The organism is Pseudonocardia ammonioxydans (assembly GCF_900115005.1).
Taxonomy (GTDB): Bacteria; Actinomycetota; Actinomycetes; order Mycobacteriales; family Pseudonocardiaceae; genus Pseudonocardia; species Pseudonocardia ammonioxydans.
In genome coordinates this window covers 44,418-62,613 of the sequence record NZ_FOUY01000026.1, presented here as the reverse complement: position 1 = coordinate 62,613, position 18,196 = coordinate 44,418, and the positions used below count along the sequence as shown (strand labels likewise).

14 protein-coding genes are annotated in these 18,196 nt (G+C 74.8%); 7 read left to right on the top strand and 7 right to left on the bottom strand.

Annotated features, from left to right (window positions below; genetic code table 11):
- Positions 1 to 58: 58 nt before the first annotated feature.
- Positions 59 to 274: a hypothetical protein gene (locus tag BM093_RS22705; RefSeq protein ID WP_093348739.1), complete on the top strand. Its 216-nt coding sequence runs from the start codon at positions 59 to 61 to the stop codon at positions 272 to 274.
- 72 nt (positions 275 to 346) lie between these two features.
- Here BM093_RS22705 and BM093_RS22700 read toward each other — a convergent pair whose 3' ends face one another.
- From BM093_RS22700 to BM093_RS22685, 4 genes are read right to left on the bottom strand one after another with little or no spacing between them, the layout of a single operon-like run.
- Positions 347 to 634 carry a muconolactone Delta-isomerase family protein gene (locus tag BM093_RS22700; RefSeq protein ID WP_093348734.1) on the bottom strand — a complete coding sequence of 96 codons (288 nt, stop codon included), beginning with the start codon at positions 632 to 634 and terminating at the stop codon, positions 347 to 349.
- Positions 634 to 1,482 carry a catechol 1,2-dioxygenase gene (gene catA, locus BM093_RS22695; RefSeq protein WP_093348730.1) on the bottom strand — a complete coding sequence of 283 codons (849 nt, stop codon included), beginning with the start codon at positions 1,480 to 1,482 and terminating at the stop codon, positions 634 to 636. The genes BM093_RS22700 and catA overlap by 1 nt, the downstream gene beginning before the upstream one ends.
- A gap of 27 nt (positions 1,483 to 1,509) precedes the next feature.
- Complete coding sequence (locus BM093_RS22690; protein WP_093348725.1) at positions 1,510 to 2,613, bottom strand: mandelate racemase/muconate lactonizing enzyme family protein; 1,104 nt, start codon at positions 2,611 to 2,613, stop codon at positions 1,510 to 1,512.
- The gene (locus BM093_RS22685) at positions 2,610 to 3,539 is read right to left on the bottom strand and encodes a LysR substrate-binding domain-containing protein (protein ID WP_093348720.1); all 930 of its coding nucleotides are present in this window, start codon (positions 3,537 to 3,539) and stop codon (positions 2,610 to 2,612) included. The genes BM093_RS22690 and BM093_RS22685 overlap by 4 nt, the downstream gene beginning before the upstream one ends.
- A gap of 244 nt (positions 3,540 to 3,783) precedes the next feature.
- Between BM093_RS22685 and benA the strand changes: the two genes are divergently transcribed.
- The 4 genes from benA (at position 3,784) to BM093_RS22665 (ending at position 11,385) form a co-directional block, all read left to right on the top strand.
- Entirely contained in the window at positions 3,784 to 5,151 is a 1,368-nt protein-coding gene (gene benA, locus BM093_RS22680; RefSeq protein WP_093348714.1) for a benzoate 1,2-dioxygenase large subunit, read from the top strand.
- Positions 5,152 to 5,258: 107 nt separating this feature from the next.
- Positions 5,259 to 5,732 carry a benzoate 1,2-dioxygenase small subunit gene (gene benB, locus BM093_RS22675; protein ID WP_093348852.1) on the top strand — a complete coding sequence of 158 codons (474 nt, stop codon included), beginning with the start codon at positions 5,259 to 5,261 and terminating at the stop codon, positions 5,730 to 5,732.
- Between the two features lie 10 nt (positions 5,733 to 5,742).
- A complete protein-coding gene (gene benC / locus BM093_RS22670; protein WP_093348710.1) occupies positions 5,743 to 8,517 on the top strand; it encodes a benzoate 1,2-dioxygenase electron transfer component BenC in 2,775 nt (924 codons plus the stop codon).
- A gap of 93 nt (positions 8,518 to 8,610) precedes the next feature.
- Complete coding sequence (locus BM093_RS22665; protein ID WP_245773723.1) at positions 8,611 to 11,385, top strand: AAA family ATPase; 2,775 nt, start codon at positions 8,611 to 8,613, stop codon at positions 11,383 to 11,385.
- Here BM093_RS22665 and BM093_RS22660 read toward each other — a convergent pair.
- Positions 11,372 to 11,587 (bottom strand): hypothetical protein, encoded by a 216-nt coding sequence (locus BM093_RS22660; RefSeq protein ID WP_143105488.1) that lies wholly within the window; start codon positions 11,585 to 11,587, stop codon positions 11,372 to 11,374. The two genes, BM093_RS22665 and BM093_RS22660, sit on opposite strands and share 14 nt — an antisense overlap.
- 129 nt (positions 11,588 to 11,716) lie before the next feature.
- A complete protein-coding gene (locus BM093_RS22655) occupies positions 11,717 to 12,481 on the bottom strand; it encodes a PIG-L deacetylase family protein (protein ID WP_245773722.1) in 765 nt (254 codons plus the stop codon).
- A 72-nt stretch (positions 12,482 to 12,553) separates the two neighbouring features.
- Between BM093_RS22655 and BM093_RS22650 the strand changes: the two genes are divergently transcribed.
- A complete protein-coding gene (locus BM093_RS22650; RefSeq protein WP_177238644.1) occupies positions 12,554 to 13,702 on the top strand; it encodes an SGNH/GDSL hydrolase family protein in 1,149 nt (382 codons plus the stop codon).
- 15 nt (positions 13,703 to 13,717) lie between these two features.
- On the opposite strand, the gene BM093_RS22645 is transcribed toward BM093_RS22650, so the two are convergent.
- Positions 13,718 to 14,308, bottom strand: coding sequence for a hypothetical protein (locus BM093_RS22645; RefSeq protein ID WP_093348702.1), 591 nt, complete (start codon positions 14,306 to 14,308; stop codon positions 13,718 to 13,720).
- A 227-nt stretch (positions 14,309 to 14,535) separates the two neighbouring features.
- On the opposite strand from BM093_RS22645, the gene BM093_RS37490 reads away from it, so the two are divergent.
- Positions 14,536 to 18,165, top strand: coding sequence for a bifunctional proline dehydrogenase/L-glutamate gamma-semialdehyde dehydrogenase (locus BM093_RS37490; RefSeq protein WP_245773721.1), 3,630 nt, complete (start codon positions 14,536 to 14,538; stop codon positions 18,163 to 18,165).
- Positions 18,166 to 18,196: the final 31 nt, after the last annotated feature.

Genomic DNA, 18,196 nt, shown 5'->3' with positions numbered 1-18,196 from the left:
TCCCCAGGGGAGTACTCCCCATGGGAGTATGTCACCGGAGTTCCGAGGAGGGGACACGATGCGCGAGGACGACGACGCAGGCGGGGGAGCGTTCGTGCTGGGCGGGGTGCTGCTCGCGGGCCTGCTGGCCGGTGCGGCGCTGCTGGTCGCGGTGTCGCCCGCGCCGCCGGCGGACGCGAGCCAGCGGGTGGAGCGGGCCGGTGTGTCGACCGGCTGCGCCGACGGCTCGGGCGCGGCGGCCCTGCTCGGGCTGGTCTGTGAGGCTCCCGACTGACGGCCCGTACACGACGACGGCCGGGCCGCCCCGCGGTGCTCGCGGGACGGCCCGGCCGGGTCGGTCTGCGGGTCAGGCCTTGATGTCCGACGGGTGCGTCGTGAGCGGCGTGACCTCCATCGTCATGTACGGGAACAGCGGCAGGCCCGAGAGGATCTCGTGCAGCTGCGCGTTGTCGCGCACCTCGAAGATGGACAGGTTGGCGTACTCGCCCACGCACCGCCAGATGCTCACCCACTCCCCGGAGCGCTGCCACTCCTGGGAGAACGCCTTCTCCCGGGCGAGCAGGTCGGCCTTGGCGTCGGGGTCCATGTCGGTCGGCAGGTCGACCACCATCCGGACGGCGAAACGCTCGGCCATCAGGCGGGGTCCAGCGCGAAGTCGTAGGTGACCTGCTCGCCCGAGCCGGACTCGGCCGGGGTCGGGTGCAGCACCAGGTTCGGCTTCACCGCCTGGGCGACGTCGTCGGCGACGTACTCGCCGCCCTCGAAGTAGAGCTGGCTGGTGATCAGCTGCTTGCCCGGGGCGGAGACCTTCAGGTGCAGGTGGGCGGGCCGCCACGGGTGCCAGCCGGCCGCCTCGATGAAGGCGCCGGTCGCGCCGTCGTGCGGGATCATGTACGGGGCCGGCTTGATCGTGTGGATCTTGAAGGTGCCGTCCGCGCCGGTGCGGCAGACGCCGCGCAGGTTCCACTCCGGCAGGCCCGGGGCGAACTGCGAGTAGAAGCCCGCGTCGTCGGCCTGCCAGAAGTCGACCAGGGCGCCCTCGAGCGGGTTGCCGTCCAGATCGGTCACGGTGCCCTGGAACAGGAACGGGGTCCCGGCCTCGTCCTCCCGCATCGGGAGGGTGCCCTCGGAGGTGAACTCCGGGGCGTCCGGCACGTAGTACGGGCCCTCGATGGAGCCGGTGGCGCCCTTGCGGTCGGCGTTGACGGTGTCCTCGACGACGTGCTCGATGAACACGTCCAGGAACAGCGGCCACTCGCCGTCCTCACCGACCTGGATCATCCACGCCTTGAGCGCGTCGTACTCGGCGTAGGACGGCTTGTGCTTGCGGATGACGTCGTGCAGCGCGGACAGCGCGTCCTTGGCGATCGCGTCGACCCGGGCGTGGTCGACGGCCGCGCCGCCCTCGCGCACCTTCTTCTGGAACGTCTCGGTGGCGCTGCGGCCGGAGCCGGCGGCGGTGGCGGCGGTCTCGGTGCTCATCTGTCGTCTCCCCTGTGGTGGTGCGGTTCAGGAATCGGTGCGGTAGTGCGCGAGCTTGTCCGGGTCGACCTCGACGCCGATCCCGGGGCCGGTGGGGACCCGCAGCTCCCCGTCGGCGATCCGGAGCGGCTCGACGAGCAGGTCGTCGGCCATGTCCAGGAAGTTCGAGAGTTCCCCGGCGCGCGTGCTGGTATGCCGGTGCGCGGCACCGAAGGCGACGCTGCAGGCGGTGCCGAGCTGGCCGTCGATCTGGTTGCCCATCACGACCTCGGCGCCGAGCCCCTCGCAGAGGTGCAGCACCCGCTGCGAGCTGGTGAAACCGGTGCGCGCGGTCTTGATGCTGACCATCGTGGCGGCACCGTCGAGCAGCTCGCGGGTCACCTCGCCGGGCCGGGTGGCGGACTCGTCGGCCACCGTCGGGATGGACGTGCGGCCGGTCAGCCAGCGCCGCCCCAGCACCTGGTCGGCGGGGATGAGCTCCTCGGACAGCGTCAGCCCGAGGTCGGCCATCTCGTCGAGGGCGCGGGCGGCCTCGGCCGTGCTCCAGCCGCGGTTGCCGTCGACGTAGAGCTCGACCTCCGGGCCCAGCGCCTCGCGCAGCGCCCGGCAGGCCCGGGTGTCGAGCGAGACCGGGTGGCGGCCGACCTTGACCTTGAAGGTGGTGATGCCGTGCTCGTCGCGCATCCGCTGCGCCTCGGCGACCATCACGTCGTCCGGGGCGAAGCCGACCATGTGCGATACCCGCATCCGGTCGGTCCACCCGCCGAGCAGCTCGGTGACCGGCATGCCGAGCCGGCGGCCCATCACGTCCCAGATCGCCATGTCGAGCGCGGCCTTGGCGGCCGGGTTGGCGATCGTGCGGTCGAGCACCGCGTGGATCTTCTCCCGGTCGAACACCGACAGCCCGACGAGCTCCGGGGCGAACACGGTGTCGATCACCGCGCGGATCGAGGCCTGGGTCTCGCCGTAGGTGTAGGGGCGCGGCGGGGCCTCGGCCGTGCCGACGACCCCGTCCTCGGCGTGCACGCGGACCAGCACGTGATCGGCGGTGTGCACCTCGCCGCTGGCGAAGCGCAGCGGCTTGCGGTAGGGCACGGCGAACGGGATCGCCTCGATCGCGACGATCTTCACTGCGGTCCTCCAGGGGCTGCGGAGACGGTGGGGGGAGTGGGGTCGAGCTCGTGTGCGTGGTCGGCGAGCGTGTCGAGCAGGCGGACGAGTGCGGGGGACCGGTCCTCGGTGCGCCAGGCCAGCGCGAGGTCGACCCGCAGCTCCTCCTCCAGCTCGAGGTAGACGACTCCCTCGGTGCCCAGCGCGCGTACCGACTCGGGCAGCAGGGCGACGCCCTCGCCCGCGGCGACGTGGGTGAGCAGGACCGGGGTGTGGCGGGCCTCGGTGCGCCGGTGCGGCAGGAACCCGGCGCCCAGGCAGCCCTGCGTGGCGACCGAGTCGACCACGGAGCCGCTGGCGCCGTAGGCGACGAAGTCGTCGCTGCGCAGCTCGGCGAGCGAGACGCAGTCGCGCGCGGCCAGCCGGTGCCCGGCCGGTAGCGCCGCCACCAGCCGTTCCTTCGCGACGGTCCGGGTGGACACGTCCGGGCGCACCACCGGCGGGCGCAGCACGGCGAGGTCGATGCGGCGCTCGTCGAGCTCGTCCTCCTGGGCCGCGGTGAGCAGCCCGGCCCGGAACCGCAGCGTCAGCGCCGGCATCCGGCGGGCGGTCACCCGGGCCAGCCGCGGCAGCAGCCGGTAGGCGGCCAGGTCGGTGGCCCCGACGGTGACGACGCCGTCCGCGCCGGCCGCGACCCGCTCCACCCGGCGGCGGGCGTCGTCGATCGAGGCGAGGATGCGGTAGGCGTCCTCGAGCAGCGAGGCGCCCGCGGGGGTCAGGTCGACCCGGCGGGTCGTGCGCTCGAACAGCGTCGCCCCGACCTGGCTCTCGAGCTGGCGGATGGCCTGCGAGAGCGGGGACTGGGCCATGTGCAGCCGCTCGGCGGCGCGTCCGAAGTGCCGGGTCTCGGCCACGGCGACGAAGTAGCGCAGCTGGCGCAGATCCATTCGTGTCACCTCCTCGTGGCCGTCCCGGCGAGACGAGATTCAGCGTAATCCCGGGTCGGCCAGAGGAACAAAGACCGAGTTGAGCCGAACCGAGACGCTGAGCGTCTCAACCCACCCTGGGTCAGGACTGGGTACCTGCCCGAGGCGAGAGGGTGGCCGAAAGGTGCACGGTTGTCGGCATTCCCGGACCAGAGCCGTCCCGGACCGGCCCCCGGGTCGATCCGGACCGACCAGGAGGACGTCGATGACCGCCGTCGCACACTCCACGCATGTCCACCGCGTGCTGGACTCCGCCGTCGTCGAGGACCCGGAGGCGGGCGTCTACCGCGCCAACCGCCGGATCTTCACCGACGAGGAGATCTTCGAACTCGAGATGAAGCACATCTTCGAGGGGAACTGGGTCTACCTCGCCCACACCAGCCAGCTCCCGAACCCGGGTGACTACGTCACCACCTACATCGGCCGGCAGCCGGTGATGATCACTCGCGACAAGCAGGGCGAGCTGCACTGCATGATCAACGCGTGCGCGCACCGCGGGTCGATGCTGTGCCGCCGCAAGACCGACAACCGGTTGACCATCACGTGCCCGTTCCACGGCTGGACCTTCCGCAACGACGGCACCCTGCTGAAGGTCAAGGACCCCGACGGCGCCGGCTACCCGGAGAACTTCGGCAAGGACGGCTCGCACGACCTCACCAAGGTGGCCCGGTTCGACGAGTACCGCGGCTTCCTGTTCGGCTCCCTCAACCCGGACGTGCTGCCGCTGTCCGAGCACCTCGGTGACGCGACCAAGGTCATCGACATGCTCGTCGACCAGTCGCCGGAGGGGCTGGAGGTGCTGCGCGGTTCCTCGACCTACACCTACGACGGCAACTGGAAGGTGCAGGCCGAGAACGGCGCCGACGGTTACCACGTCTCCGCACTGCACTGGAACTACGCGGCCACCACGTCGCGGCGGGGCAGCGGCGAGTCCAAGAACGACACCAAGGCGCTCGACGCCGGCGGCTGGGGCAAGTCCGGCGGCGGCTACTGGTCCTACCCCAACGGGCACCTGTGCCTGTGGACCTGGGCGGCCAACCCCCAGGACCGTCCGCTGTGGAGCTCCATGGAGGAGCTGAAGGAGCAGTTCGGCGAGGCCAAGGGCGAGTTCATGGTCAAGGGCTCCCGCAACCTGTGTCTCTACCCGAACGTCTACCTGATGGACCAGTTCTCCACCCAGATCCGGCACTTCCGGCCGATCGCGCCGAACAAGACCGAGGTGACGATCCACTGCATCGCGCCGAAGGGCGAGAGCGACGCCGCCCGGGCGCACCGGATCCGGCAGTACGAGGACTTCTTCAACGCCTCCGGCATGGCCACCCCCGACGACCTCGAGGAGTTCCGGGCCTGCCAGCTCACCTTCGAGGCCACCGCGTCCCCGTGGAACGACATGTCCCGCGGCGCGCAGCACTGGCTGTCCGGCCCGGACGAGGTCGCCACGGCACTCGGCATGGAGGGCGTCATCTCCGCCGGCCTGAAGAACGAGGACGAGGGCCTCTACCCGGTCCAGCACGGGTACTGGCGCGACGTGATGCGCGCGGCGATCGAGGCCGAAGAGCAGAACCCGCGCTGAACCGCCCACCGGTCGAAGGAGCCCGAACCGTGACCACCACCAGCACGAGCACGACCAGCACCGACCAGCCCGCCACCGTCCGCGGCGAGAAGCTGATCACCCAGAACATGATCGAGCAGTTCCTCTACCGCGAGGCGCGCTACCTCGACGACCGCGAGTTCGAGCGCTGGCTCGAGTGCTACGCCGACGACGTCGTCTACTGGATGCCCGCCTGGGACGACACCGAGCGGCTCACCGAGGACCCGCAGCGCGAGATCTCGCTGATCTACTACGGCAACAAGGGCGGCCTGGAGGACCGGGTCTTCCGGATCCGCACCGAGCGGTCCTCGGCGACGTCGCTGCCGGAGCCGCGGACCAGCCACAACATCTCCAACGTGGAGGTCATCGAGCGCCGCGGTGACCTGGTCGACGTCCGGTTCAACTGGCACACCATGTACTTCCGGTACAAGACGGTCGACCCGTACTACGGCACGTCGTTTTACACGATCGACTTCTCGGGCGAGAGCCCGCTCATCCGCCGCAAGACCGTGGTGCTCAAGAACGACTACATCCACCACGTGGTCGACATCTACCACTTCTGAGGAGGCCGCCATGGCAGCGACGCCTGCCACCCACCAGGTCGCGCTGGCCTTCGAGGACGGTGTCACCCGCTTCATCAACTGCCGGGAGGACCAGTCGGTCGCCGACGCCTCCTACCGGTCCCGGATCAACATCCCGGTCGACTGCTCGGACGGGGCGTGCGGGACCTGCAAGGCGTTCTGCGAGTCCGGCGACTACGACCGCGGGTCCTACATCGCCGACGCCCTGGCCGACGACGAGGCGGACGCGGGCTACCTGCTGGCCTGCCAGGCGAAGCCGCGTACGGACCTCGTCGTGCAGATCCCGACCACTTCCGCGGTCGCGAAGACCGCCGCGGCCACCTTCGCCGGGCGGGTGACGGGCCTCGACCGGCTCTCGCCGACCACGGTGCGGCTGGCCGTCGAGATCGACGACCGGGACAAGCTGGCGTTCCTGCCCGGGCAGTACGTCAACATCGCCGTCCCGGGTACCGACATCACCCGCTCGTACTCGTTCTCCTCCGCCCCGGACGACAAGGAGCTGAGCTTCCTGATCAAGCTCAGCCCGGGCGGGGTGATGTCGGAGTGGCTGGAGCACCGCGCGCAGGTCGGGGACGAGGTGGCGTTCACCGGCCCGCACGGCAGCTTCTTCCTGCGCGAGTCGGACGCGCCGCTGCTGCTCCTCGCGGGCGGCACGGGGCTCGCGCCGATCCTGTCGATCCTGCGCACGCTGCGTGCCCAGGGCAGCTCGCGGACCGTGCACCTGGTCTACGGCGCCACCACCGACGACGACGTCGTCGAGCTGGACACCGTGCGCGAGCTGGCCGCAGCGACCGGCCTGAGCTGGGACTACTGCGTGGCCGACCCCGCCACGTCCGCCCCCAACCAGGGCTACGTGACCTCGCTGTTCGGCCCCGAGCACCTGCACGACGGCACGGGCGCGGTCTACCTGTGCGGCCCGCCGCCCATGGTCGAGGCGGTCCGCGGCGACCTGCGCGAGCGGGGACTGGACCCGGTCGGCTTCTACTACGAGAAGTTCGCCCTCGCCGCGGTGCCCGACACCGGCGCGGGGGCGGGCGACCCGGGGGAGCAGGCCGAGCCCGAGCCCGCCGCCGCGGTGCCGCCGGTGCCGGCCGGCGCCGGGGACGAGCGGCCCGGCGCCGTCGCGGCCCAGCAGTCGTCGGCACAACCGTCGTCACCGTCGTCGCGCCGGGAGGGGGCGGACGCGCTGCTCACCCTCGGCGGCCGGGAGGGCCACGCCCTGCTCGGGCAGCCGCTGACCCGCTTCGGCGAGCCGGAGCCGCTGCACGCGGGCGCACCGGCCTCGGCCGGCAGCGGGGAACCGGAGTACGCGATCCTCGGGCAGCGCGTGTTCGCGCCCTCGCCCGGCGAGCCGCGCGCGCTGGACGACGACGAGCCGCTGCTGGTCGCACCGGAGGGTGCGCGGTCGGTCCAGTCGATGCCGGTGCTGCCGGCGTCGGACATCGACCCGCTCGTCGCGACGGGCGGAACGCGCGCCACCGTGTCCGAGGACGGCTACGAGATCGGTGAGGAGCACCCGGACATCCACTCCTCGGACGCGATCTTCGACGCCCGTGAGGCGCTGGAGCTCGGTGCGCTGGAGCTGGTGCTGGGCAGGCTGTCGTCGCGCGACGTCGCCGGCTACCGGCTGCTGGCCGAGGCGACCGTGCCCTACGTCGACCGCGGGGCCCAGCGGTTCACCGACGCCGAGGCCTACACCGAGACCAACGCCGCGTTCCACGACTACCTGTTCACCCGCACCCGCAACACCCACCTGCTGCGCGCCTACCAGGCGCTCGGGGTCAAGGGTGCGATGTCGGAGACGCTGCGCTCGGCCGTGTGGTGCCACCCGGACTGCGCGCAGGACCACCTCGACATCGTCGACGCGATCGAGGCGGGGGACCGGACCCGGGCCCGGGAGCTGATCAGCTCGCACGCGGAGAACTCGAAGGCCACCATGCGCCGGGCCATGCGGGACGCGGCCCGGGCCCGGCGGCCCCGGTTCGTGACCCCGGGCCGGTACGACGGGCTGGTCGTGCTGGTCACCGGTGCGGCCCAGGGAATCGGTGAGGCGGTCGCCCGCCGGGTCGGGGCCGAGGGCGGCTCGCTCGTCCTCGCCGACCGGTCCGACCAGGTCACCGCGCTGGCCGGCGACCTGGCGGCCGACGACGTGCCCGCCGAGGCGGTCACCGCGGACCTGGAGCACTGGGAGGGCGCCGAGTCCGTCGTCGCGGCGGCGCTGCAGCGCTACGGCCGGGTCGACGTCGCGATCCACACCGTCGGCGGGACGATCTGGGCCAAGCCGTTCGAGCACTACCCGCCGGAGCAGATCCGCGCCGAGATCGACCGGTCGTTGTGGCCGACGCTGTGGTCCTGCCGCGCCGTCGCACCGCACATGGTCGAGCAGGGCGCGGGCACCATCCTCAACGTCTCCTCGGTCGCCACCCGCGGGCTCCACCGCGTCCCGTACGCGGCGGCCAAGGGCGGCGTCAACGCGATCACCTCGGCGCTGGCGATGGAACTCGCCCCGCACGGGGTCCGGGTACTGGCCACCGCACCCGGTGGCACCGAGGCCCCGCCGCGGCGGATCCCGCGCGGGCCCGCCCCGGAGTCGCAGCAGGAGCAGGACTGGTACTCCACGATCGTCGAGCAGACCACCGAGTCGTCGCTGATGAAGCGGTACGGGACGCTCGACGAGCAGGCGGCGGCGATCACGTTCCTGGCCTCGCCGGAAGCGTCCTACATCACCGGCACCGTTCTCCCGGTCGCCGGCGGCGACCAAGGCTGACCCGGCCGAGGTCCGCACGAGGGGGACCCTCGGGGCACACGATGCCCCGAGGGTGCCCCTCATCGCCGTGTCCGGCCCGGTACGGTCCGGGGTGTGGCTGACGACCCCGTCGAGGTGGGGGCCTCCGGGCTCGCCGGGCGGGCGGACGAGGCCGCGCGGCTGCGCGGCCTGCTGACCGGCGGGCGGGCGGACGGGCCCCGGGCCGGCCTGGTGACCGGCCCACCCGGGATCGGGGTGTCCACGCTGGTCGGCGCCGTCGCCGCCGGGCACGACGGCCCGGTGCACCGGGCCCGCGGCGCGTCCTGGGAGGCCGGCCGCGCCGGCGGGGTGCTCGCCCAGCTGGTCCCGGGGGCGGTGTTCCCGTCCGGCCCAGTGTCCTCGCCGTCCGGCACAGCGCCCTCGCCTGACGACACCGAGCCCACGCCGGATGCCGCGTCCACCGCGGATGCTGCGTTCACCGCGGCCGCCGCGGTCGCCGCGGCCTGCGCCACCGACGCCCGCACGCTGCTCGTCGTGGACGACGCCCACGACGCCGACCCGTGGTCACTGCAGGTGCTCTCCACGCTCGTCGCGCACCACCCGGCGCTCGCCGTGACGGTGCTGCTGGCCGCCCGCCCCGCCGACGGGCCGCCGGGCAGCGCGGAGCTGCTGCGCCGGGTCGCCGGGACCACGGTCGCGCTGCGCCCGCTCGACTCCCGCGCGGTCGCCGCCGTCGCCGCCGCCCGCGGGGTCCCGCTCGGCGAGCCCGCCGCGGAACGCCTCGCCCGGCACACCGCGGGCCGCCCGCGCCACGTCCTGGCACTGCTCGACGAGCTGCCCGCCGAGGTGTGGGCGGACCCGCACGCCCGGCTGCCCGCCCCACCCGAGGTGGCCGCGTCGGTCGCGCACCGCCGGGCGGCGCTGTCCGAACCGGCGCGGGCGCTGCTCGACGTGGTCGCCGTGCTGGACCGGCCCGGCGAGGCCGACGAGATCGGGGCGGTGACCGGTGACCCCGACGGCGTGCTGGCCGCGCTCGCCGAGACCGCGCGGGCCGGGCTGGTGGCGCGGGCCGGCAGCCGGTGGGGCCCCGCCGCCGTCCCGGCCGACCCGATGGTGCGTGCCGCGGTGCTCGACGAGCTCGGCGCCGACGTCGTCGCCGCGCTGCGCCGCCGCGCCGGGGAGGTCGTCGACGACCCGACCCGCCGGCTGACGCTGCTGGCCGGCGCCGTGTCCGGCCGCGACGACACGCTGGCCGCCGAGATCGACGCCAGGGCCGCCGAGGAGGCCGCGAGCGGGGCGTGGAGCACGGTCGCCTCGCTGCTCGCCGAGGCCTCCCGGCTCACCGGTGACCGGCGGCTGCGCGAGGAACGCCTGGTGCGGGCGGTGGACGCGCTGGTCGGGGCGGGGGAGTGCCGCTCCGCCGAGGCGCTCGTCCCGGTCGTCGAGGCCACCCGGGAGACCCCGCTGCGCGGTGCGGTGCTCGGGTACCTGGCCGTGCTGCTCGGCCAGGCGGGCGAGGCCGCGGCCCGGCTGGGCAGCGCCTGGGAGCAGGCCGGGTCCGGCGAGAACGACCGGGCGTCCGGGGCCCAGGTCGCCCAGCGCTACGTGCTGCACGCGCTCGCCCGCGGCCGCGGCGACGAGCTCGTGACCTGGGCGGACCGCACCATCGCGCTGGCCGGACCGGACACCCCGCCCGGCGTCGAGGCCGCGGCGATCCGCGGGCTCGGGCTCTCCGCGGCCGGACGGCAGGAGGAGGCCCGCACCGCCTACGCGGCGGCGTCCGAGCAGGTCCGCGAGGGCGCCCAGGTACAGCGGGTCACGATGGGCCGGGGCTGGCTGCACCTGGTGCAGGACGACCTCGACCGGGCCCGCACCGACCTGGAGAGCGCCGTCCCGACCACGGTGCTCGGCGGCTCCTCCCGCATCTCGCTGTGGGCGCTGGGCTGGCTCGCCCGGACCCGGTTCCTCCTCGGCGACTGGGACGGGGCGGTGCGCGCCGCCGACCAGGGCCGTGAGCTCGCCGCGCGGACCGGGATCGCGCTGGTCGCCCCGTTGCTGGAGTGGACCGCGGCGCAGGTGCACGCGCTGCGCGACCAGCCCGAGCGGGCCGAGGGCGCGGCGCTGGCAGCGGAGGCGGGCGGTTCCGAGTACGAGGTCGCGCGGGTGCCGGCGATGCTGGCCCGCGCGCACGCGGCCGAGGCCCGGGCCGACTACCCGGCGGTACTGCGCGCGCTCGAACCGCTGCGGACCGCGGGCGGGAGCACCGCCGAGCCGGGCTGGTGGCCGTGGACCGACGTGTTCGCCAACGCGCTGGTGATGACCGGTGACCTGGACGGGGCCGAGGAGTTCCTGATCCCGCACGAGCGGCGGGCCGCGGAGCGCGGGCACCGGTCCACGCTGGCCCGGCTCGGGTACGTGCGGGGCCGGCTGCTCGGCGCGCGCGGCGAGCAGGACGCCGCGTGGTCGGCGTTCGAGCAGGCACTGCGGGTCGCCGACCGGCTCCCGCACCGCTACGACCGGGCCCGGGTGCGGTTCGCCTACGGCCTGACGCTGCGCCGGGCCGGCAAGCGGCGCGACGCGGACGCGGTGCTCTCCGCGGCGCGGGAGATGTTCGCCGGGCTCGGGGCGACGGTCTACGTGCGCCGCTGCGACCGCGAGCTCAAGGCGGGCGGGGTGCACGCCGGTGCCCGCGGGGAACGGGCGGCGACCGAGCTGACCCCGCAGGAGCGCGCGGTCGCCGAGCTGGTGACCCAGGGCCGGACCAACCGGGAGACCGCGGCCGAGCTGCAGGTGTCGGTCAAGACGATCCAGTACCACCTGACCCGGATCTACACCAAGGTCGGCGTCCGGTCCCGGGCGGAGCTGGCGGTGCGGCTCAGCGGCGGCTGAGGGTGACCCGGCCCGCGGCGTGGCGGTGGTGCAGCACCACCAGCGGGCGGACCGAGAACGCGGCGAGGGCGAGCAGCAGGGTGACACCGACCGGTGCGGCCGGGACCGAGGTGATCGTCGCGGCGGCGAGCAGCACCATGAGCAGGGCGGCGAGGACGACCGTGCGGGCCGGCTCCGGGCGTTGCGGGGCGGCGCGGAACATGGTGACCACCTACCTGAACGACGCAGTCGACGCGATCCCTGCTGTGAACACGTCCCGAACACCCGAGTTCGGTACGGCTAACTCTACTCCTCGCCGCGGCTGCCGCGAAAGGGGTCCGGCGGCAGTGGCTCAGCGGGTGTCGAGGGCCCGGAACGACTCGACCAGGGCGCCGTGCGGGAACCGGGCCCGCTTCGCCTGCGCGCCCGCCCACCGGCCGATCATGTCCTCGAGCCCGGTCATGTGGGCGGTCTGGCTCTCGTGCGCCCGCAGCGCCGCCATCTTGCGGTCGAACGTGGCGGTGATGTCGACGTCGCGGGCCGCGGACGGGTCCTCCCCGGCGGCCTCCTCGATCACCCACACCTCCTCGACGGTGTGCGCCGCGAACCCCTCGTCGGCCAGCTCCGGGAACGCGTACGGGTTGCGGGCGTCCGGGTACACCGCACACAGCGCGGCCTCCCCGGCGGCCGTGTGGTCCGGGTGGCTGCCGTACATGCTGGCGAGGTCGCGGACCGGGCGCTGCACGACGACCCGGTCCGGACGCACCTGCCGGATCACCCGCGCCAGGTCGCGGCGCAGCTCGAGGGTGACCGTCAGCCGTCCGTCCGGGTAGCCGAGGAACACCAGGTCCTCGACGCCGACGTGGGCCGCGGCGGCGCGCTGCTCGGCCCGGCGGATCCCGGCGATCTCCGAGCGGGGCACGGCCGGGTCGAAGCCGCCGGCGTCGCCGTCGGTCACCAGGCAGTAGGTGACCGCGACCCCGGCGTCGGACCAGACGGCGACGGTGCCGCTGCAGGAGAAGTCGATGTCGTCGGGGTGGGCCGCGATCACGAGTGCCCGCTCGATCCGGGTGTGGCTGCGGTCGTCGGTGGCGGTGCGCTGCTCGTCGTCGATCACCCCGCAATGATCGGGCACCGGCGCTGCGCGGGGCAGCCGGGTGGGTCTGGAAGGCTCCACCGGGTGCCCTCCATGATCACGACGCCGGTCGGCCCGGAGCTGCTCCGCGGCGCACTCGACACCACTCCCGGCCCGGCCGGTCTGGTCCCGCACCGGCTCCCACCGGCCGCGCGCGCCCGCAACACCGACCCGCAGCTGGCGGGGGCCGAGTCGCAGCCCTCGGGCGTGCGGGTGGTGTTCCGGACCACCGCGACCGTCGTCGAGCTGGAGACGGTGCGCACCCGGATCGGGCTGGTCGGCGCGCCGCTGCGCCCGGACGGGGCCTACGACCTGCTGGTCGACGGCCGTCCGGCCGGGTCCGCTGCCACCACCGGGGGCCGGCTGCACATGATCGACCCGGCGACCGGGGCCCGGGAGATCACCGACGGCCCGGCGGGCAGCGTCCGGTTCCCGCTGCCCGGCCGGGACGCGCTGGTGGAGATCTGGCTGCCGCACAACGAGCTGACCGAGGTCGTGGCGCTGCGCACGGACGCACCCCTCGCGCCCGTCCCAGCCGGGGAGCAGCGGGTGTGGCTGCACCACGGCAGTTCGATCAGCCAGGGCTCGAACGCCGCCGGGGCGAGCACCACCTGGGCGGCGGTGGCCGCCCGCGCGGCGGGCGTCGAGCTGCTCAACCTGGGATTCTCCGGCTCCTGCCTGCTCGACCCGTTCGTCGCCCGCGCGATCCGCGACACCCCGGCCGACCTGATCAGCCTGAAGCTGGGGATCAACGTGGTGAACGCCGACCTGATGCGGGTGCGGGCGTTCGGGCCCGCGGTGCACGGGTTCCTGGACACCATCCGGGACGGGCACCCGGACACCCCGCTGCTCGTCGTGTCCCCGGTGCTGTGCCCGATCCACGAGGACACCCCGGGCCCGCTGGCGCCGGACGTCTCCGACGGGACGCTGCGGTTCCGCGCCACCGGCGACCCGGCCGAGGTCGCCGCGGGCCGGCTGACCCTGCGGGTGGTGCGCGAGCAGCTGGCCGCGATCCTCGCCGCCCGCGTGGCCGAGGACCCGCACCTGTCCCACCTCGACGGGCGGGAGCTCTACGGCGAGGCCGACGCCGCGGAGCTGCCGCTGCCCGACGACCTGCACCCGGACGCCGCGACCCACGAGCGGATGGGGGAGCGGTTCGCCGCCCGGGTGTTCGGTGCGGGCGGTGCGTTCGCCGATCGCTGAGCTCGGTCGCCGAACTCAGTTGCCGAGCTGGTCGAGCTCGCCCTGCAGCCGGTCCTCGAGGTCGCGCTGGCACTGCTGCAGCGCGGTCTGGTCGCTGCCGGCGTCCTGCACGCACGACATGAACTGGCCCTGGTCGATGTCGTTGAACAGGTTCAGCGAGAACACCGCGAACACGACCACCGCGACGGTCATCAGGACACCGATCACGCCGAGCACCAGGCCGCCGATCGCGACCCCCCGGTTGGTCGCGATGCCCTTCGACGCCCGGGTGATGCCGACGATGCCCAGGGCGATCGCGATGAGCCCGAGCAGGCCGCCGAGCAGGAACAACCCGGTGAGCACGGCCAGGATGCCGAGTACCAGGGCCGCGACGCCGGCGCCGTTGCGCGGCGGTGCGGGCGAGGGGCCCGCGCCGTAGCCGGGGTACCCGCCCGGATCGTGGGCCGACGGGCGGCCCGGGTAGCTGCCGTACTGCTGATCGTAGGGACCCTGGCCCTGCCCGAACCGGTCCTGCTGCCCGAACTGCTGGGTCGGCTGCTCCGGGTAGCCGTGCCGGGGGTCCTGCGGGTCGCCCGGCTGCCCCGGGTACGGCGGTGGGCTGCTCACGGTGGTCCTTCTCCGTCGCGTTCCTGCGCTGTGTCACAGGTGGTACCGGGTCATGGGTACCGGCCTGCGCTGCCGCCGATGATCCCGCCACGGCGACGCCCGGTCCAGCAGAAACGCCCGCACCCCGTGCCACGACCGGCCGAATGTCACGTGAGTGCTCGCGCGGGTGCACCTGCGTGACACTCGACGGCGCGCGGGCGGGCGTCGGAGGGGCCACACTGTGCGGGGTGAGCGTGCACTCCACCGATCCCGGGCACGACCTCGACGAGGCCCTGACCGGGCGGGCCGTCGAACGGGTGCGTCGCTGGAGCGCCCACACCGCCACCGGCACGGGCCCGGCGGGCGCCGACGCCGCCACGGCCCGGCTGGCCGCCCTGATGCACGACCCCGGCGGGGTGGACTTCACGCTGCGCTTCGTCGACCGCGTCGCCCGGCCCGCCGACGACCGGGTCGCGGCCCGCGCGCTGGCCCGGCTGGCCGGACCCGGCGCGGACCTCCCGTCGTTCGTCGGCGGGGCCGACCGGCTGTTGCTGCGCGCCGGCGCCCGGATCGCCCCGGCGCTGCCGCACGTCGTCGTCCCGGCGGCCCGGGCCCGCCTACGCCGCCTGGTCGGGCACCTGATCGTCGACGCGGGCGGGCGCGCACTGGACCGCCGGCTCGCCGCCGCGGCGGCCGAGGGACACCGGCTGAACCTCAACCTGCTCGGCGAGGCCGTGCTCGGGGAGGACGAGGCGGACCGCCGGCTGGACCGCACGATCGCGCTGCTGCGCCGCCCGGGCGTCGACCACGTGTCGGTGAAGGCGTCGTCGGTGGCCTCCCAGCTGGTGCCGTGGGACCTCGACGGCAGCCGCGACCGGCTGGTGACCCGGTTGCTGCCGCTCTACCGCGCGGCGCGGGCCGAGGGCGTGTTCGTCAACCTCGACATGGAGGAGTACAAGGACCTCGACCTGACCGTCGCGCTGTTCACCACGCTGCTGTCCCGCCCGGAGCTGCGCGCGCTGCCCGCGGGGATCGTGCTGCAGGCCTACCTGCCGGACTCGGTCGCCGCCCTGGACGAGCTGGGCGGGTTCGCCGCCCGCCGGGTCGCCGCCGGGGGCGCGCCGATCAAGGTGCGGCTGGTGAAGGGGGCCAACCTGGCGATGGAGCGGGTGGACGCCGTGGTCCACGACTGGCCGCAGGCCCCGTACCCGACGAAGTCCGACGTCGACGCGAACTACGTCCGCCTGCTGGACCGGGCGATCGGCGGGGGTCCCGACGGCCGGCACCCGGGCGGCGGACACCTGACCCGCGGGAACCCGACCGCCGCGAACTCGACCGCCGGGGACCCGGCCCGGAGCCACCCGCTGCGCCTCGGGGTCGCCTCGCACCACCTGCACCACGTCGCGCTCGCCCTGGAGCTCGCGGCGGCCCGCGGTGCCCGCGCCCAGATCGACGTCGAGATGCTGCAGGGGATGGCGCCGGCGTTCGCCCGCGCCGTCGCGGCGGACCTGCCGGCGTCCGGTCCGGGGTCGCAGCTGGTGCTCTACACGCCGGTCGTGCACCGCGGCGACTTCGACACCGCGGTGTCCTACCTGGTGCGGCGGCTGGAGGAGAACGCCTCGCCGGAGGGCTACCTGTACGCGCTGTTCGCCGGAGCCACCGGCGCCACCTCAGCCACCGGCGCCACCTCAGCCACCGGAGCCACCTCAGCCACCGGCGCCACCTCAGCCACCGGAGCCACCGGAGCCACAGCGGACACGGCCGCCGGCCCGGAGTCCTATCTGGACCGCTTCCTGGCGTCGGTGCGCGACCGCGACACCGTCACCGACCGCCCGCGCCGCTCCCAGGACCGCACGGTCGAGGCCCCGGTCGGCGAGGACGGCCCGCTCACCCCGGCCGGGCCCGGGTTCCGCAACGAACCCGACACCGATCCGGCGCGGCCGGCCAACCGGGCGTGGGCCCGCCGGGCCGCCGCGGCCGCGGCCGGCGGGACCGTCGCCGTCCCGCGGGTCCCGGTGGTCGGCGACCCGGCCGAGGTCGATGCGGCGGTGCACCGGGCCACCGGCTCCGGGTGGCGCGACGTCCCGGCCGCGGACCGGGCCGCGCTCCTGCACCGCGGCGCCCGCGCGCTCGCCGCGGCCCGGGGCACGCTGCTCGCGGTGATGCTCGCCGAAGGCGGCAAGACCGTCGCCGAAGCCGACCCGGAGATCTCCGAGGCGATCGACTTCGCCGCCTACTACGCCGAGCGTGCCGCCGAGCTCGCCGGGGCGCCGTTCACCCCGGACCGCGTCGTCGCGGTGACCCCGCCGTGGAACTTCCCGCTCGCCATCCCGCTCGGTGGCTGCCTCGCCGCGCTCGCCGCGGGCGCCCCGGCGCTGCTCAAGCCGTCCCCGCAGGTGCGTGCCTGCGCCGAGGCCGGGGTCGCCGCGCTGCACCGCGGCGGGATCCCGCGCGACGCGCTGCAGCTGCTCCCGGCCGACGAGGACGAGGCCGGACGACGGCTGGTGACCCACCCCGACGTCGACCGGGTGGTGCTCACCGGCGCGTCCGGCACGGCGGCGCTGTTCCGGTCCTGGCGTCCGGAGCTGAACCTGCTCGCCGAGACCAGCGGCAAGAACGCGCTGGTGATCACCCCGGCGGCCGACCCCGACCTGGCCGTCGCCGACCTCGTCCGGTCCGCGTTCGGGCACGCCGGCCAGAAGTGCTCGGCGGCGTCGCTGGCGATCCTGGTCGGGCCGGCCGCGACCGGCTCGGCGACCGGGCGGCGGTTGCGCCGCCAGCTCGTCGACGCCGTCCGGACCCTGCGCCCCGGGCCCGGGTCGGACCTGTCGACGACGATGGGGCCGCTGATCGAGGAACCGTCCGGGAAGCTGCTGCGGGCACTGACGACCCTGGAGCCGGGGGAGCGGTGGCTGGTCCGGCCGCGGCGGCTCGGCCCGCGGCTGTGGAGCCCGGGCGTGCGTGCGTGGGTCGCCCCGGGCAGCTGGTTCCACCGCACCGAGTGCTTCGGCCCGGTGCTGGGGCTGATGGCGGCGCGCGACCTGGACGAGGCGATCCGGTGGCAGAACGGCACCGGGTTCGGGCTCACCGGCGGCCTGCACTCCCTCGACGAGGACGAGATCGCGCACTGGTGCGCGACCGTGGAGGTCGGCAACGCCTACGTCAACCGGCACATCACCGGGGCGGTCGTGCAACGGCAGTCGTTCGGTGGGTGGACGGGCTCGGTGCTGGGGCCGGGTGCGAAACCGGGCGGGCCGAACTACGTCGCCCAGTTCGGGACCTGGCACGACGCCCCGGACCGGGTACCCACCGAGGCCCTGAACTCCGCTGGGCCCGATGACACCTCCGGCCGGGCCGCCGACCGGGTCCTGGCCGCGGCCGCGGACCTGGGCGACGCCGACCGGGCCCGGCTGCGTCGGGCGGCGGCCTCGGACGCCGCGGCCTGGCGGGCGGAGTTCGCGCCCGAGCACGACCCGACCGGCATCGCCGCGGAGGCGAACGTGTTCCGCTACCGGCCGCTGCCGTCGCTGACGCTGTGGGTGGGTGCGGGGGCGACCCGGGCGGAGGTGCTGCGGGTGCTGCTCGCCGCCGCGACCGCCGGGGTCCTCGTCCACCTGCACGGCCCCGGCCTCCCGGCCGGCCCGGTCCCTGGCGGGGTGCACGCCGGTCCGGAGCTCGACCCGCGCCCCGGTGACCGGATCCGGGTCCTCGGCGCGCTGCCGCGGACGCTGCGGGTCGCCGCGGCGCACGCCGGTGCGTCGCTGGTGGACACCCCGGTGCTGACCGACGGCCGTCGCGAGCTGCTCACGGTGCTGCGCGAGCAGGCCGTCAGTCGGACCCGGCACCGGTTCGGGCACCTCGAGCCCGGGCCGGGGTGACACGCTTGCGGACTGCAACGCCGGGGCCGGG

Excerpts from the sequence above, each read along its gene's own strand:
- BM093_RS22700 (WP_093348734.1), bottom strand. The coding sequence starts at position 634 with ATGGCCGAGCGTTTCGCCGTCCGGATGGTGGTCGACCTGCCGACCGAC.
- benB (WP_093348852.1), top strand. The coding sequence starts at position 5,259 with ATGATCGAGCAGTTCCTCTACCGCGAGGCGCGCTACCTCGACGACCGC.
- BM093_RS22685 (WP_093348720.1), bottom strand. The coding sequence starts at position 3,539 with ATGGATCTGCGCCAGCTGCGCTACTTCGTCGCCGTGGCCGAGACCCGG.
- catA (WP_093348730.1), bottom strand. The coding sequence starts at position 1,482 with ATGAGCACCGAGACCGCCGCCACCGCCGCCGGCTCCGGCCGCAGCGCC.
- BM093_RS22660 (WP_143105488.1), bottom strand. The coding sequence starts at position 11,587 with ATGTTCCGCGCCGCCCCGCAACGCCCGGAGCCGGCCCGCACGGTCGTC.
- BM093_RS22705 (WP_093348739.1), top strand. The coding sequence starts at position 59 with ATGCGCGAGGACGACGACGCAGGCGGGGGAGCGTTCGTGCTGGGCGGG.
- benA (WP_093348714.1), top strand. The coding sequence starts at position 3,784 with ATGACCGCCGTCGCACACTCCACGCATGTCCACCGCGTGCTGGACTCC.
- benC (WP_093348710.1), top strand. The coding sequence starts at position 5,743 with ATGGCAGCGACGCCTGCCACCCACCAGGTCGCGCTGGCCTTCGAGGAC.
- BM093_RS22650 (WP_177238644.1), top strand. The coding sequence starts at position 12,554 with ATGATCACGACGCCGGTCGGCCCGGAGCTGCTCCGCGGCGCACTCGAC.